This window comes from Hypericibacter adhaerens, from assembly GCF_008728835.1.
Taxonomy (GTDB): Bacteria; Pseudomonadota; Alphaproteobacteria; order Dongiales; family Dongiaceae; genus Hypericibacter; species Hypericibacter adhaerens.
Genome location: NZ_CP042582.1, coordinates 2,455,422 through 2,469,229, shown reverse-complemented (window position 1 = coordinate 2,469,229; position 13,808 = coordinate 2,455,422). Strand labels below are relative to the sequence as shown.

12 protein-coding genes are annotated in these 13,808 nt (G+C 68.0%); 5 read left to right on the top strand and 7 right to left on the bottom strand.

Going from position 1 to position 13,808, the window contains the following annotated elements; translation table 11 throughout:
* Window positions 1-26 precede the first annotated feature (26 nt).
* The 6 genes from FRZ61_RS10775 to FRZ61_RS10750 form a co-directional block, all read right to left on the bottom strand.
* Window positions 27-1,478 (bottom strand): sigma 54-interacting transcriptional regulator, encoded by a 1,452-nt coding sequence (locus FRZ61_RS10775; RefSeq protein ID WP_151117399.1) that lies wholly within the window; start codon window positions 1,476-1,478, stop codon window positions 27-29.
* A 15-nt stretch (window positions 1,479-1,493) separates the two neighbouring features.
* Window positions 1,494-2,708 carry a PAS domain-containing protein gene (locus tag FRZ61_RS10770; protein WP_191909393.1) on the bottom strand — a complete coding sequence of 405 codons (1,215 nt, stop codon included), beginning with the start codon at window positions 2,706-2,708 and terminating at the stop codon, window positions 1,494-1,496.
* A gap of 432 nt (window positions 2,709-3,140) precedes the next feature.
* Window positions 3,141-3,965, bottom strand: a complete 825-nt coding sequence (locus FRZ61_RS10765) for a PhzF family phenazine biosynthesis protein (protein ID WP_225309206.1) — start codon at window positions 3,963-3,965, stop codon at window positions 3,141-3,143.
* A gap of 11 nt (window positions 3,966-3,976) precedes the next feature.
* Entirely contained in the window at window positions 3,977-5,386 is a 1,410-nt protein-coding gene (locus FRZ61_RS10760; RefSeq protein ID WP_151117395.1) for an amidase, read from the bottom strand.
* Complete coding sequence (locus FRZ61_RS10755; RefSeq protein WP_151117393.1) at window positions 5,383-5,601, bottom strand: hypothetical protein; 219 nt, start codon at window positions 5,599-5,601, stop codon at window positions 5,383-5,385. Before FRZ61_RS10755 ends, FRZ61_RS10760 begins: the two co-directional genes overlap by 4 nt.
* A 45-nt stretch (window positions 5,602-5,646) precedes the next feature.
* Window positions 5,647-6,801: a M24 family metallopeptidase gene (locus tag FRZ61_RS10750; RefSeq protein ID WP_151117391.1), complete on the bottom strand. Its 1,155-nt coding sequence runs from the start codon at window positions 6,799-6,801 to the stop codon at window positions 5,647-5,649.
* 409 nt (window positions 6,802-7,210) lie between these two features.
* Here FRZ61_RS10750 and FRZ61_RS10745 point away from each other — a divergent pair, with 409 nt between their 5' ends.
* On the top strand, window positions 7,211-8,287 hold the full coding sequence (locus FRZ61_RS10745) for an ABC transporter substrate-binding protein (protein WP_151117389.1): 1,077 nt from the start codon (window positions 7,211-7,213) through the stop codon (window positions 8,285-8,287).
* A 124-nt stretch (window positions 8,288-8,411) separates the two neighbouring features.
* On the opposite strand, the gene FRZ61_RS10740 is transcribed toward FRZ61_RS10745, so the two are convergent.
* Window positions 8,412-9,116, bottom strand: a complete 705-nt coding sequence (locus FRZ61_RS10740) for a GntR family transcriptional regulator (RefSeq protein ID WP_151117386.1) — start codon at window positions 9,114-9,116, stop codon at window positions 8,412-8,414.
* Between the two features lie 179 nt (window positions 9,117-9,295).
* Between FRZ61_RS10740 and FRZ61_RS10735 the strand changes: the two genes are divergently transcribed.
* The 4 genes from FRZ61_RS10735 to FRZ61_RS10720 all read left to right on the top strand — a co-directional run bounded on the left by FRZ61_RS10735 (window position 9,296) and on the right by FRZ61_RS10720 (window position 13,745).
* Window positions 9,296-10,384, top strand: a complete 1,089-nt coding sequence (locus FRZ61_RS10735) for an ABC transporter ATP-binding protein (RefSeq protein ID WP_151117384.1) — start codon at window positions 9,296-9,298, stop codon at window positions 10,382-10,384.
* Entirely contained in the window at window positions 10,381-11,634 is a 1,254-nt protein-coding gene (locus tag FRZ61_RS10730; protein WP_151117382.1) for an ABC transporter permease, read from the top strand. The genes FRZ61_RS10735 and FRZ61_RS10730 overlap by 4 nt, the downstream gene beginning before the upstream one ends.
* 4 nt (window positions 11,635-11,638) lie before the next feature.
* On the top strand, window positions 11,639-12,487 hold the full coding sequence (locus tag FRZ61_RS10725; RefSeq protein ID WP_151117380.1) for an ABC transporter permease: 849 nt from the start codon (window positions 11,639-11,641) through the stop codon (window positions 12,485-12,487).
* 142 nt (window positions 12,488-12,629) lie between these two features.
* On the top strand, window positions 12,630-13,745 hold the full coding sequence (locus tag FRZ61_RS10720) for an alcohol dehydrogenase family protein (protein WP_151117378.1): 1,116 nt from the start codon (window positions 12,630-12,632) through the stop codon (window positions 13,743-13,745).
* Window positions 13,746-13,808 lie beyond the last annotated feature (63 nt).

The window sequence follows — 13,808 nt, the reverse complement described above, 5'->3', positions numbered from 1 at the left end:
CCGGGCACCCCGCGGCGTCACCGCCGTCAATCCGTCGATCCTCCCTGCGTCTTGCGCACGATCGTCCCGATATCGACGCCCAGCGCCTGGGCCGCCTTGCGCTTGGAACCGTGGCGCGCGATGGCCTCGGCGATCAGCTCGCGCTCGAAGGCCCGCACGCTGTCCTTGAGGCGGCCGGACCGGGCCAGCTTGCCGGCCAGGCCGCGCGCGGCCGCCCTGCGCGACGATGCCCTTTCGATCGGCGGATCCGACTCGAGCGGCGGCAAGTGATCGACCGTTGCCTCCTCCCCGGCGGTGACGGCGAGCTGCTGCATGATGTTGTGGAGCTCGCGGATATTGCCGGGAAAGCGATAGGCCAGCAGCGTCGCGCGGCAGGCGGCCGACAGGCGGAGCTTCGGCTCGCGCGCCTGGTTGACGGCCGCGAGGAAGCGGTCGATCAGATGCTCGGTCAGGGCCGGCTGCAGCCGCAAGGGTGCCAGCGGCAAGGTCACCGCCGCGAGCCGGTAATAGAGATCGCGGCGGAAACTGCCCTCCTCGCTGAGCGCACGCAGGTCGCGATGGGCGGCGGCGATGATGCGGGTCTTGATCGGCTGCGGCTTGCGCGTGTCGAGCGGTCGCACCGGCCCGTCATCGAGGAACAGGCGCAACCGGACCTGGTTTGCCAGCGGCATCTCGTCGATCGCATCCAGGAACAGCGTGCCGCCCTCGGCCGCCTCGACCAGCCCCGCCCGGCCGCCGCGCGGCGCGGCCGGCAGGCCCCCTTTCTCGTGGCCGAACATCTCGGCCTCGAACTGGTTCTCCGGAATGGCGCCGCAATTGACCGTGATGAAGGGCCCCGCCTGGCGGTCGACCAGACGATGCAGATGGTGGGCGATCTCCGCCTTGCCGGTGCCGGATTCCCCGACCAGCAGGATATGGCGGTTCTCGCGCAGCGCTTTCTCGCCCTGCTCGAGCACACGATTGAGGGCGGGCGAAAGACGCCGCTGCTTGACGAAATCCGGGCCCGCCTCTCGGTCCGACAGGAACTTGAAGAGGTTGCGCCGCTCGCCGCCGGCCGCGCTGCGGCGCGCATGATCCAGCACCTGGAGGTCGCGCTGCACCACCAGCGTCAGCTCGACCGCACCGCTCTCGCCCCAGATCTGCCGGAGCGAGCTCAGCATCCGCCGGCCATCCTCGGTCTGCCCCAGGAACTCGCCCTTGCGGCGCGCGAAGAAGCTGTCCGAGATCGGGGTCCAGTCGATCGCGCTGCGTTCCTTCAGCCTGGCGAGCGGCTGTCCGATCAGCTCCGCCGCGGCCACCCCGTTGATCGAGGCGGCCGCGCCGTTCATCGCCAGGATCGTGCCGTCGCGATCGATTGCCACGACCCCATCGGGCAGGCGGTTCAGCAGCAGCCGGATTTCCGGCGCGCCGAGCGCCGCCTTGAGCTCGGGCGCAAACACATCCTCGCCGGGGCCTATATCGATCCGTGAGAACCGCATCCCCACGCTCCGCCCTTACCCGGCCGTCCGGTTGCCGGAATGGCCGCGCTGCGGCCCCGCCTTCGATCCCATGGCCTCCGGCCGCAGGGTGAGGACCACGCGGCGATCCTGTGTGGCCTCGCCCAAGGCCGAGAGATGGGCGCGGCAGGGATGCTCCTGGCCGTCCGCCGTGCGGACCGTGACCTCGAGCGCGGGATTCTCGACGCCGGGGCCGCCGATATCGTTGGCCGGATCGAAATCCGCCGGGAACCGGACGAGATCGCCGGCGGGCCGGCCCAGCACCTCGTCGACCGTCCAGCCGAAACGCCATTCGACGGCAGGGTTGGCCGCCTCGAGCAGGCCCTCCCGGCCGATCACCAGGATCGGATCGGGCACGGCGCTCAGCACCTCGACGGTCGCATCGAGCCGGCTGGCGAGCGCCAGCTCCGTGCGCTTCTGCTCGCTCAGGTCGCGCGTGGCGCCCCACATGCGATGGAGCATCCCATCGGCGATATGGCCGCGGACATCGTTCTCCACATGGGCCGCGACGCCGTCCAGCCGCCGGTCGAGCGCGGGCGCGCCGTCGATATTGAAACCATGCTCGATCAGGAGACGGGCGAAGGCCTCGTTCTCGGCATTGCGGGGAAAGGTGGCGCGAACCTGGGTATCGTTGAAATCCATGTCCTCGGGCAGCTTGTAGAAACGCGCCATGGCCCGGTTGCAGAGCCGCCAGTAGCAGACATTCTCGAAGAACTGCCGGATGGCCTCGGGTGCCGGCGCCGTCAGATCCACCGGCTCCGCGAACTCGATGCACCAGAGCGCATCCTTCGAAGCCGAGACGATGCCGCGCAGGATCTCGTTCTCGCGCTCGACCTGCTCCGCGGCGTCGAGAGCGGGATCGAGCGGCGCCTTTGCCGTGCGCAGGGCTCGCGTCTTCCCGTTCCACAGGACGATATCGACCTGGGCCGTGACCGGTAGGAGCTGCCCATCCCCGCGGCGCAGCTGCAGCCGGAGATTGGCTTCCCCCTGGCCAGGATCGAGGCGTTCGGCCAGCGAGCGCAGGCATTCGAGGGAATCGTGCAGGTAGAAGCGTTCTGCCGGCGCACCGACGAGCTGGTCCGGCGCGCAGCCGATCGCCGCCGCCTGGGTCGCATTGCAGGCCAGGATCCGCTCGCCCTCGATCGCGATCAGGTCGAGCATGACCGGTGCGGTGTCCCACGGCGAGGCTTCGGCACCCGTCGTCGGGGCCACAGGGCGCACCGATCGTTGCTTGCGGCCGGTTTGCCGTCGGCGCGCCGGCGCGCGCTTGAGGGAAGGCTGGGGTGCCATGTCTCAGGCCCTCGCCGCGCCTTCGGCCAGCGGCGAATGCCGCGCGCCCGGTCGATTGCGACCGTGTCCCAATGCCGTCCTCCCAGCCGTCCCTGAGGCGCCACTCTTGCGGTGACGTTGGCGGATCCCCGGCTCTGCGGGACCGGGAACCGCTTGCTTCAAGGCATGATGCGCAATTCCCGCCTTGATGCAATCCGGCATCGCCGGCGCTGCGAAAATGCAGCACAGGCCTCCAAGCGCCACCGATCGCGGCACGGGCCGCAGCCCTGCCGCCTATCGCACTGCAAATCCTATGATCTCACGTGAGACAGCAGGTGCGCATGGGCCGGGTCGGCACCGAGCCGCCCGCGGATGTCAGCCCGCCAGGTGCACGCCTTCCGGATGGATCGCGCCGGCGAACAGCAGCACGGTACGGCCCATCAGGGTCACGCGCGCACCGCGGTCGAGACCGATCACGATGCCGCCGCGTTGCGAGAGCTGGCGCCCGACCAGGCGCTTCTTTCCCAGCCGCTCCGACCAATAGGGCACGAGCGCCAGATGGGCCACGCCGGAGACCGGGTCCTCGGGCACGCCGTTGGCCGGCGCGAAGAAGCGCGAGACGAAGTCGATGCCCGTCTCGTCGCTGGGTGCCGTGACCATCACGGCCGGCAGGTCGAGCGCCACCAGCGCCGCCATGTCGGGCTTGAGCGCCCGGACCTGATCGGCCGTCTCGTAGAGTGCCATGTAGTGCTTGGCCGCCAGCACGGCGGACGGCTTGATCCCGAGCGCGCGACCGACCGGCGCCGGATTGCGGGCCGGGCTCGAGCGGAGCGCCGGGAAATCCATGGCGAGATTCTCGCCGTCGCGCGTGACAGCGATGGTCTCGGCGCCGGAGCGGAACCTGACCTCGCCCAGGCCGGGCTCGACCTCGCCCAGCACCACATGGGCTGCCGCCAGGGTGGCGTGGCCGATCAGATCGACTTCCCTGGTGGGGGTGAACCAGCGGATCTCGTAAGTGCCCTTGCTGCCCACGACGAAGGCCGTTTCTGACAGGTTGAGTTCGGCCGCGATCGCGAGCAGCAAGGACTCCGGGGGCCAGGCGGGCAGGACGCAGACCGCCGCCGGATTGCCGGCGAAGGCTCGTTCCGCGAACGCATCGACCAGATAGAGCGGGATGCGGTCCGCCTGGCTCATGGACATGGTTGTCTCCTTCATATCGCCGCGCCGTCGCGGCAATCGTCGGCCGGATCGAAGAGCGAGCCCTGCTGCTCCTCGATCGCCTGCCCGACCGCCAGCACCGTCGCCTCGTCGAAAGGATGGCCGACGATCTGGACGCCCATCGGCAGGCCGCTGCTGTGGAATCCGCTCGGCACCGAAAGCGCCGGCGCGCCGGTCATGTTGAAGAAGGCGGTGAAGCGCGTCAGCGCGTTGCCGACCGGCTCCTCCAGCCCCTCCGTCTCGACCGTCGCGGTGCCGAGCGCGGGCGCGACGACCGGACAGGTCGGGGTGATGACGACATCGACATCGGCCATCGCCGCCTCGCTCTCGCGCCGGTATTGCTCGACCATGCGCTGCGCGCGGACATAATGCTCGGCCAGGATGAACTGGCCGAAGGCGAGGCCGCTGCGCACATCCTCGCCATAGAGCCCGAGCTTCTCCGGCAGGTAGCGCCGGTGATAGGAGAGCACCTCCGGCATCTGCAGCAGCAGCGAGACGGTACGCGCGTGGCTCAGATCCGGCAAGCTCACCGGCCTCAGCTCGGCCCCGCGTTCGACCAGCCGCGCGAGGCAGCGGCGCGTCGCGGCCAGGATCTCGGGGTCGGCATGCTCGAAGAAATGCCGCTCGGGAACGCCGACGCGCAGGCCCCGGACGCCGCGCAACCGGCCCTGCCCGTAGTCGGGTACCGGCAGATCCGCCGACCCGCCGTCGCGCGGGTCGTGTCCCGCCAGCGCCTGCAGCACCAACGCCGTGTCGCCGACCGATCCGGCGATGATCCCGACATGATCCAGCGACCAGCAATAGGGGATCATGCCCTCGCGGCTGATGCGCCCGAAGCTCGGCTTGAATCCGATCAGACCGCAGAGCGCCGCCGGCACGCGGGTCGAGCCGCCGGTGTCGCTGCCGAGCGCGAAGCAGGCCAGCCCCTGTGCCACCGCCACGGCCGATCCGCTGCTCGAGCCGCCGGCCATGCGCGTCGGGTCCCAGGGATTGGCCGGCGTGCCGAAGCGGGCGTTCTCGCCGGTCGTGCCGTGAGCGAACTCGTGGAGATTGGCCTTGCCCAGGAGAACGGCCCCCGCGGCCGAAAGCCGTTCGATCGCGGCGGCGTCGCGCCCGGATCGCCAGCCTTCGAGAACGCGCGAGCCGCCGGTGGTCGGCAGGGACCGCGTCTCGAACAGATCCTTGGCCGCGTAAGGAACGCCGGCCAGCGGCCCGAGGCCGCCGCCCTCCGCCGCAGCCCGCGCGCCCGCGCCGTCGACCGAGATATAGGCCTTGGTCGCGCCGTTCAGCGCTTCGATCCGCGCAAGAACGCGCTCGATCTCGCGAACGGGCGAGCGGGATCCGTCACGTACCGCGGCCGCCCAGCGCGTGGCGGCCTCCGTCAGGCAGGGCGATCCCGTCATCGCGCCGGTTTCGGCTTGCGGCCGGGCGGCGCCGGCAGCCCGGCCGCACCGAGATCGATGCGGTCCAACGCCTCGACCTCCGCAAGGAATTCCGGAAATCCGGTGATGACGCCGAACCGCGGCGCGACCAGCCCTTCCAGCTCCGCGTCGGGCCAGGGCAGGCCCGGCAGCTCTTCCGCCATCCGGCGCAGGGTCTCCATCGTGACGCGTCGCATCGACAACGCTCCTCCTGAGCCGCTCGGGGCCGAGAAACCGGGGGCCTAGAGAACGGTCAGGTCGCGCGGGAATTCGGTCAGATACTCGAAGCCCTTCTCGGTGACGACGATCGAATCCCCGATGCGCGTGCCGTAGCGCCCCTTGACGGTGATGCCGCCATCGACGGCGAAGGCCATGCCCGCCTGCAGCTTCGTCCTGTCGCCCTTCTTGAGCTGCGGGTCCTCGAGGAAGGAATAGCCGATGCCGCGGCCGGTCCGGTAGGAAAGCCCGAATCCCGCCGAGCGGTAGACCTCCTCGGCGGCCGCGTTCACCTCTTCGGCGACGGCGCCGGGCTTCACCAGCGCGAGCGCCGCCTGCTGCGCCTTGACCGTCGTCTCGTAGGTCTTGGCCTGCTCGTCGGTCACGCTGCCGACGAAGAACTCGCGGTCGAATCCCAGCTTGAAATGGCGGAAGTTGGCGATGCCGCAGAAGCAGAGATAGACCGGGTCGCCCTTGGCGATGCGCTTCACCGTCGAGCGGCGATGCACCATGCAGGTATGGCGACCCGACTGCATGATCTGCAGGTTGTAGATCGTCGGGGAGACATATTCGGCCGCGTCGGTATTGGCGAGCAGCTCCGCCGCCTTGCGCGTGCCGCCGGCGATGACGGCCAGCGCCACTTCGTACTCGGGCACACCCTCGGCGATCGCGGCCTTGCCGGCCTTGCCCATGGCGACGGCCACCTGCCCCGCCTGGCGCATGATCGCGATCTCCTCGGGCGACTTGACCATGCGCATCCGCGAGATCAGCCCGCTGCCCTCGACCAGCTCGGCGTCCTTTGCCGCCCGGCGCAGGGTCTCCGCGACCTTGGGATGCGTCTTGTGGTTCTCCAGCATGACGCGGCGGCTCTTATGGGCCGCGAAGAAGGCCTCCACATGCTTCATCCACTCGCCGTCGATGCCGTCGACCCAGTCGCGCACGTCCTCGACCCAGGCCTGGTTGCGGACCATCTCGGATTCCATCAGCGGCGTCACCAATATCGGCGCGCCCGAGCGCGGCACCAGCAACAGCGTCGCCCGGTCCCAGTCCATGCCGAGATAACCGAAGCAGCCCGAGAAGAAGAAGATCGAATCCGGATCCGCCAGCAGGAACGCGTCGATCTTCTCGTCCGTCATGCGACGCTGCAGCTCGAGGGTCCGCTGCTGGAACAGGTTGCTCATGAAGGCCTCCGGTGTTGCGAATTCCGCATCTGTATACCGGTGACCTCAGCACCCCGCAAGCGCCCTTCCCGACCGATCGCTGGTCGCCTCCATCCTCCGGCGGGCTCCGGCCCGTACCCAAAAATAGGCGCTAATATGCTGTTATATATTGATATAAAATATAGAAGTTCTGGTGACCTACCGAGCCGCACTCCTTCTGCGACAGGGCCCTTCGATAGCCGAAAGGAAAATTGGCCAAGCCCAAAAGAAAATGTTGCATACCGGTGGCATACCGACGGATTGTAGGCGCCTACCAGCCATGTTACGGATTCCGGGGACACAAACCCCGACAACCTTGCAACCCCGTCTTGTCGCGGCCGCTGAACGGCCGGCAGGAGCCTGGGGGAAACCCAAAAAGGAAGGATCTAAAATGGCCCCACGGTTACGGACCCTCCTTCCCGCCCTCGCCACGGCGGGAAGCCTGCTGATTGCCACGGCCGCCTCGGCGGATTCGGTCACCGTGGTTTCTTATGGCGGCTCCTATACGCAGAGCCAGATCGAGGCCTATCACAAGCCCTTCACCGCCGCGACCGGCATCACGGTGAATTCCGCCGACTACAATGGCGGCGTGGCCGAGATCAAAGCCCAGGTCGAAGCCGGCAATGTCGCGTGGGACGTGGTCGATCTCGAGCTCCAGGACCTGCAGCGCGCCTGCCAGTCGGGCTATCTCGAGCCCGTCGACGTCTCGACGATCACGCCGGCGCCCGACGGCACGCCCGCGACCGAGGATTACCTGCCCAAGGCGCTCAGCGAATGCGGCGTCGGCAACATCGCCTACTCCAACGTCATCGCCTACGACACGACCAAGTTCCCGGGCGACAAGCCGAACTCGATCGCCGACTTCTTCGACACCAAGAAATTCCCCGGCAAGCGCGGCCTGCAGAAGCGGGGCGCCGCCGTCAGCCTGGAATGGGCGCTCCTCGCCGACGGCGTGGCGCCGGCCGACGTCTACAAGGTGCTGGGCACGCCCGCGGGCGTCGATCGCGCCTTCGCCAAGCTCGACACCATCAAGAAGGACGTCATCTGGTACGACACCGGCGCGCAGGCGCCGCAGCTCCTGGCCGACGGCCAGGTGGTCATGACCAGCGCCTTCAACGGCCGCATCTACACCGCCATCACCGACAACAAGCAGCCTTTCGCCATCATCTGGAACGACCAGATCTGGAACATCAATCTCTGGGGCATCATCAAGGGCACCAAGCATCTCGAGGCCGCCCGCGCCTACGTGAAGTTCGCCACCCAGAGCCAGAACATCGCGAACCAGACCAAATACATCGCCTACGGCCCGCTGCGGAAATCCTCGCTGGCGCTCACCAGCGACACGGTCCGCCCCTGGCTTCCGACCTACGAGAAGAACCTCACCCACGCGCTGCAGTACGATGCCGAGTTCTGGGCCGATCACGCCGACGAGCTCGACCAGCGCTTCAACGCCTGGCTGGCGAAGTAAAGCGGCGGAGCCGTCGGAATGGAGCGGCCATGCGGAGCGCCAGCGAGGCCTCCGCGGGCCGCTCCTCTCGCTTTGAATGAACCGGATGGAAAGCCGGGACTATCGGCGGCCCCGCGCGACGACGCTACTGATGATGGCCTGAATGACCGAGCACGTAGTTGGTGATCCGGACCAGATTCATCGAGATGTGGTTGCGCCGGATATAGCCGACGGCCCGCAGGTCGCTGGCTTCGAGCGCCCGGATGAACTCGCCGATCTCGGCGCGCAGCCAGCCCGCCTCGGCCTCCCAGTCCAGCTCCTGCACGATCCCGAAATAGACACGGATGGTCTGGTAGTAGAGCTGCTCGGTGATGCGGCGGAAGGATTCGTTGCCGGCGACCAGCCCCAGCTCGTTCTGCAGATCGTTGTTGATCCGCACGAACTCCTTGAAGTCCCGGTGGCCCGAGAGCTTCTCGGCCCGCGCCAGCAGCGCCCGGAAGTTCGGCAGCTTGGAGTGGGAGCGCAGCGGCGCCGCGATATCGCCCAGGGAGGCGGCGAGGACCATGCGGACCGCATAGACCTCGCGCAGCGCGCGCAGCTCGACCGAGGTGACGATGGTGCCGACGCTCTGCTTGGTCTCGACCAGGCCCTGGGCTTCGAGCGATTGCAGCACGCGGCGGATCGGCGTCCGGCTGACATTGAACTCGGTGGCGAGCTCGCTCTCGCTGAGCGTCATGCCGGGCGGGTAGGTCAGCATGCAGATGCGCTCGCGCAGCAGCGCATGGAGCTCTTCATAGCGGATGCGGCCGGTGCTTTTCGCCGCCGCTTCGCGCTCAATGTTCTTCGCCATCGACTTTCCGGGTCTCGTTTCGATCCAGGGTTGTCGGCGAGATCGAGGGATCCGGCCGCAACGCGATCCTTTGAGATTTACCGCAGCGTTCCCGGCATAACAAGCCTCGCGCGGCGATTCACCATGAACGGCGGCCCTTGTTCCTGCCGCTTCCCGCGGCGGCGAAGGACCGGCGACGCATGACCCCCAAAGCCGAGTTCCGTCATGTCCGCAAGAGTTTCGACGGCCGCATGGAGGTCATTCCCGACCTCAACCTGCAGATCAGGCAGGGCGAGTTCCTGACCCTGCTGGGCCCGTCCGGCTCGGGCAAGACGACGACCCTGATGCTGCTGGCGGGCTTCGAGATTCCGACCCAGGGGGAGATCCTGCTCGACGGCAAGTCGCTGCACCGGCTTCCGCCCTACCGGCGCAATCTCGGCATGGTGTTCCAGAACTATGCGCTGTTCCCGCACATGACCGTGGCGCAGAACCTTGCCTTCCCGCTGGAGGTCCGCCGACGCTCCCGCGCCGAGATCCGGCGCCGCACCACGCGCGCGCTGGAGATCGTGCGGCTCGCCGGCTATGGCGATCGCAAGCCCGGCCAGCTCTCCGGCGGTCAGCAGCAGCGCGTCGCGCTGGCGCGGGCGCTCGTTTTCGACCCGAGCCTCGTGCTGATGGACGAGCCGCTGGGGGCGCTCGACAAGCAGCTGCGCGAAGAGCTGCAATTCGAGATCCGACACATCCATCGCGAACTTGGCGTAACCTTGGTCTATGTCACCCATGACCAGGGAGAGGCCCTGACCATGTCGGATCGGATTGCGGTGTTCCAGGGCGGCCGGATCCGCCAGCTGGCGGCCCCCGAGGATCTCTACGAGCGGCCGGCCGACGCCTTCGTCGCCGGCTTCATCGGCGAGAACAACCGTCTCGCGGGAACGGTCGTCGCGCAGGACGAGCGCGAATGCCGGGTGGCGCTCGCCGACGGCACGCGGCTGCAGGCGCCCGCCTTGACACAAGGGGGCGTCGGCCAGCGCGTCGTCGTCTCGATCCGGCCGGAGCGGCTACGCCTCCTGCCGCCCGAGGGCGGATATGAGAACCGCTTCCAGGGCCGGGTCGAGGAGATCGTCTTCATTGGCGACCACCTGCGCATCCGGCTCAAGGCCTTCGGGAGCGACAGCCTGATCGTCAAGATCCCCAACGACATCGAGCGCCCGGCGATCGCTCCCGGCGCCACGATCGCCTTCGGCTGGCGCCGGCAGGATTGCCGCGCCCTCCTCGACGACGCGCCATGACGACCGCCACCCTGATCGAAAGCGACAGATCCGGCGGCGGGCTGGCCCGGCGCCTGCGCCGCGCCGAGCGCCTGACCCGGCTCAGGGCGTTCCTCCTGGTGCTGCCGCTGCTGCTGTTCGTCCTGGTGATGTTCGTGTTGCCGATCGGCCAGATGCTGTTCCGCAGCGTCGACAACACGGCACCTTGCCGCCTGGTCCCTGAGACCTGCCAGGGGCTGCAGCGCTGGGACGGCACGGGCCTGCCTGACGAGGCGCTCTATGCGGCCTTCGCGCGTGAGCTGGCGGAGCGCTTCAAGGACAAGACCGCCGACCAGCTCGGCACGCGGCTGAACTACGAAGCAAGCGGCATGCTGAGCCTCGTCCGCTCGACCGCGCGCCGGATCAGCCAGGTGACCGAGGGTCCCTATCGGCCCGCTTTCGAGGCGATCGATCCGCGCTGGGTCGATCATGCCGTCTGGGCGATGATCAAGCAGGCGCTCGTGCCCTATACCGCCGCCTACTATCTCAACGCCCTCGACCTCAAGCAGGACAGCGACGGCAACGTCGTCGCGCAGCCGGCGGACCAGCAGATCTATGTCGCCCTCTTCCTGCGGACCTTCTGGATCGGGCTCGTCACCACCGGCATCTGCCTGCTGCTGGGATACCCCGTCGCCCATCTCCTGGCGCATGTCCCGCCGGCGCTCGGCAACCGGCTCCTGATCCTGGTGCTGCTGCCCTTCTGGACCTCGCTCCTGGTCCGGACCACCTCCTGGATCGTGCTGCTGCAGTCCAACGGGGTGCTGCTCGATCTCCTGGTCCATCTGGGGATCGTCGACAACGATGCCCGACCGACCCTGGTCTACAACAAGATCGGCACCTTCGTGGCGATGACCCACGTGCTGCTGCCCTTCATGATCCTGCCGCTCTACAGCGTGATGCGGACGATCTCGCCGCTCTATCAGCGCGCGGCGGAATCGCTGGGCGCGCATCCCGTGATCGTCTTCTTCCGCATCTATCTGCCGCTGAGCCTGCCGGGCATCGGGGCGGGCTGCCTGCTCGTCTTCATCCTCTCGGTCGGCTACTACATCACGCCGGCGCTGGTGGGCGGCCAGAGCGGCCAGCTCATCTCCAACCTGATCGCCTATCACATGCGCTCCTCGCTGAACTGGGGCCTGGCCTCGGCGCTGAGCGCGATCCTGCTGGTCGCGGTGCTGCTGCTCTACTGGCTCTACAGCCGCCTCGTCGGCCTCGAGAACACGAAGCTCGGATAGCGCCATGGCCCAGAGCTACCGCACCCTTCCCGGCCGCCTCTGGCATGGTGCCTATCTCGGCATCTGCGGGCTCGTCTTCTTCTTCCTGGTGGCGCCGCTGATCGTGGTCGTGCCGCTCTCCTTCAATGCCGAGCCCTTCTTCACCTTCACCGAGGGCATGCTGCACCTCGAGGCGGCCGCCTATTCGCTGCAATGGTATCGCGACATCATCGCCAACGATCAGTGGCTGCTGGCGATCCGCAACAGCATCGTGATCGCCCTCTGCGCCACGGCCCTCGCCACCACGCTCGGCACGCTGGCCGCGGTCGGGCTCAGCCGGCCCGCCATGCCGCTGCGCGGACTGGTGATGACGATCCTGATCTCGCCCATGATCATCCCGATCATCATCGTCTCCGCCGGCATGTATTTCTTCTATTCGCAGATCGGCCTGGCACAGACCCTGCTGGGCATCATCCTCGCCCATGCGGTGCTGGGCACGCCCTTCGTCGTGATCACCGTGACGGCGACCATGATGAATTTCGATTACAGCCTGGTGCGCGCCGCCGCGAGCCTGGGGGCGCCGCCGCTCCTGACCTTCTTCCGGGTGATCCTGCCGCTCATCCTGCCGGGCGTGGTCTCGGGCGCGCTCTTCGCCTTCGCCGCCTCCTTCGACGAGGTTGTCGTGGTGCAATTCCTCGCCGCCTACGACCAGCGCACGATCCCGCTCCAGATGTGGGCCGGCATCCGCGAGCAGATCAGCCCCACCATCCTGGCCGTCGCCACGCTCCTGATCCTGGTCTCCGCCCTGATTCTGACCGCGATCGAGTTCCTGCGCGCGCGGGCCGCCGGTCAGCGCGGCGGCAAATCCATCTGATCCATGCCCCGCAGCGGTTATTTCGATTTCCCGCGGGCTCTAATATTGTGTATGCAACCGGTATACGATAAGCTCCGAACCGTTCCAGCGGCCCGCGCGACGCCCGTCCCGCTTGCCGGCAGATCCCAGGAGGAATTCCCCGATGACGGCGACCCCGACCATCCCCAAGACGATGAAAGCCGTGGTTCTCACCGGCCATGGCGGGCTCGACAAGCTCGTCTACCGGACCGACATGCCGGTCCCTTCGCCGGCCAAGGGCGAGGTGCTGATCGAGGTCTCGGCCTGCGGCATGAACAACACGGATGTGTGGGTGCGCCAGGCGGCCTACGGCACCGATGAGGATCCGAAGGCGCCCTCCTCCTGGCGGCGCGGCGGCACCACCCTCACCTTCCCGCGCATCCAGGGCACGGACAGCGTCGGCAGGATCGTATCCGTGGGTGCCGGCGTCGATGCGAAGCGCATCGGCCAGCGCGTCATGGTCGATTTCAGCATCTACAATGCCGAGGACGACAGCCTGGCCGATTGCGACTATATCGGCCATGGCCGCGATGGCGGCTATGCGGAGTATCTGACCGTGCCGGCCGAGAACGCGCATGTCGTGCGGCGCGGCCTGACCGATGCGGAGCTCGCTACCTTCTGCTGCGCCTACCTGACCGGCGAGCATATGCTCGACCGCGCCCGCGTGGCGGCCGGCGAGCGCGTGCTCGTCACCGGCGCCTCGGGCGGCGTCGGATCGGGCCTGGTGCAGCTTCTGTGCGCGCGCGGCGCCATTCCCTACGCCGTCGTCGGCCCCGGCAAGGAGGCCGCGGTCAAGGCGATCGGGGCCGAGGCCGTCGTCACCCGAGGCAAGGGCGATCTCGCGGCCGAGGTGGCGAAGGCGACCGGCGGCAAGCCGATCGACGTGGTCGCGGACCTGGTCGCCGGGCCGATGTTCAACGACCTGCTGCGGATCCTGCGGGCCGAAGGCCGTTATGTGACGGCGGGCGCCATCGGCGGGCCCGTGGTGCAGCTCGATCTGCGCACGCTCTATCTGAAGCATCTCGAGATGCACGGCTCGACGCAGGGCACGCGCGGCGCCTTCAAGCGCCTCGTCGGCTATATCGAGGACGGCAAGATCAACCCCATCCTCGCCGCCACCTACAAGCTCTCGGATTTCCACAAGGCGCAGACCGACTTCATGAACAAGCAGTTCGTCGGCAAGCTGGTGGTGATCCCCGACGCGAAATGGGAGACCGCCGGCAAGCGCAGCGCGGCCTGACCTCCGGCCGGGTCGATGCCCGGCGCAAAACGAAAGCCCCGGCCCGCGCCAGCGCGGCCGGGG

Excerpts from the sequence above, each read along its gene's own strand:
- FRZ61_RS10745 (WP_151117389.1), top strand. The coding sequence starts at position 7,211 with ATGGCCCCACGGTTACGGACCCTCCTTCCCGCCCTCGCCACGGCGGGA.
- FRZ61_RS10735 (WP_151117384.1), top strand. The coding sequence starts at position 9,296 with ATGACCCCCAAAGCCGAGTTCCGTCATGTCCGCAAGAGTTTCGACGGC.
- FRZ61_RS10765 (WP_225309206.1), bottom strand. The coding sequence starts at position 3,965 with ATGTCCATGAGCCAGGCGGACCGCATCCCGCTCTATCTGGTCGATGCG.
- FRZ61_RS10730 (WP_151117382.1), top strand. The coding sequence starts at position 10,381 with ATGACGACCGCCACCCTGATCGAAAGCGACAGATCCGGCGGCGGGCTG.
- FRZ61_RS10760 (WP_151117395.1), bottom strand. The coding sequence starts at position 5,386 with ATGACGGGATCGCCCTGCCTGACGGAGGCCGCCACGCGCTGGGCGGCC.
- FRZ61_RS10775 (WP_151117399.1), bottom strand. The coding sequence starts at position 1,478 with ATGCGGTTCTCACGGATCGATATAGGCCCCGGCGAGGATGTGTTTGCG.
- FRZ61_RS10720 (WP_151117378.1), top strand. The coding sequence starts at position 12,630 with ATGACGGCGACCCCGACCATCCCCAAGACGATGAAAGCCGTGGTTCTC.
- FRZ61_RS10755 (WP_151117393.1), bottom strand. The coding sequence starts at position 5,601 with ATGCGACGCGTCACGATGGAGACCCTGCGCCGGATGGCGGAAGAGCTG.
- FRZ61_RS10740 (WP_151117386.1), bottom strand. The coding sequence starts at position 9,116 with ATGGCGAAGAACATTGAGCGCGAAGCGGCGGCGAAAAGCACCGGCCGC.
- FRZ61_RS10725 (WP_151117380.1), top strand. The coding sequence starts at position 11,639 with ATGGCCCAGAGCTACCGCACCCTTCCCGGCCGCCTCTGGCATGGTGCC.
- FRZ61_RS10750 (WP_151117391.1), bottom strand. The coding sequence starts at position 6,801 with ATGAGCAACCTGTTCCAGCAGCGGACCCTCGAGCTGCAGCGTCGCATG.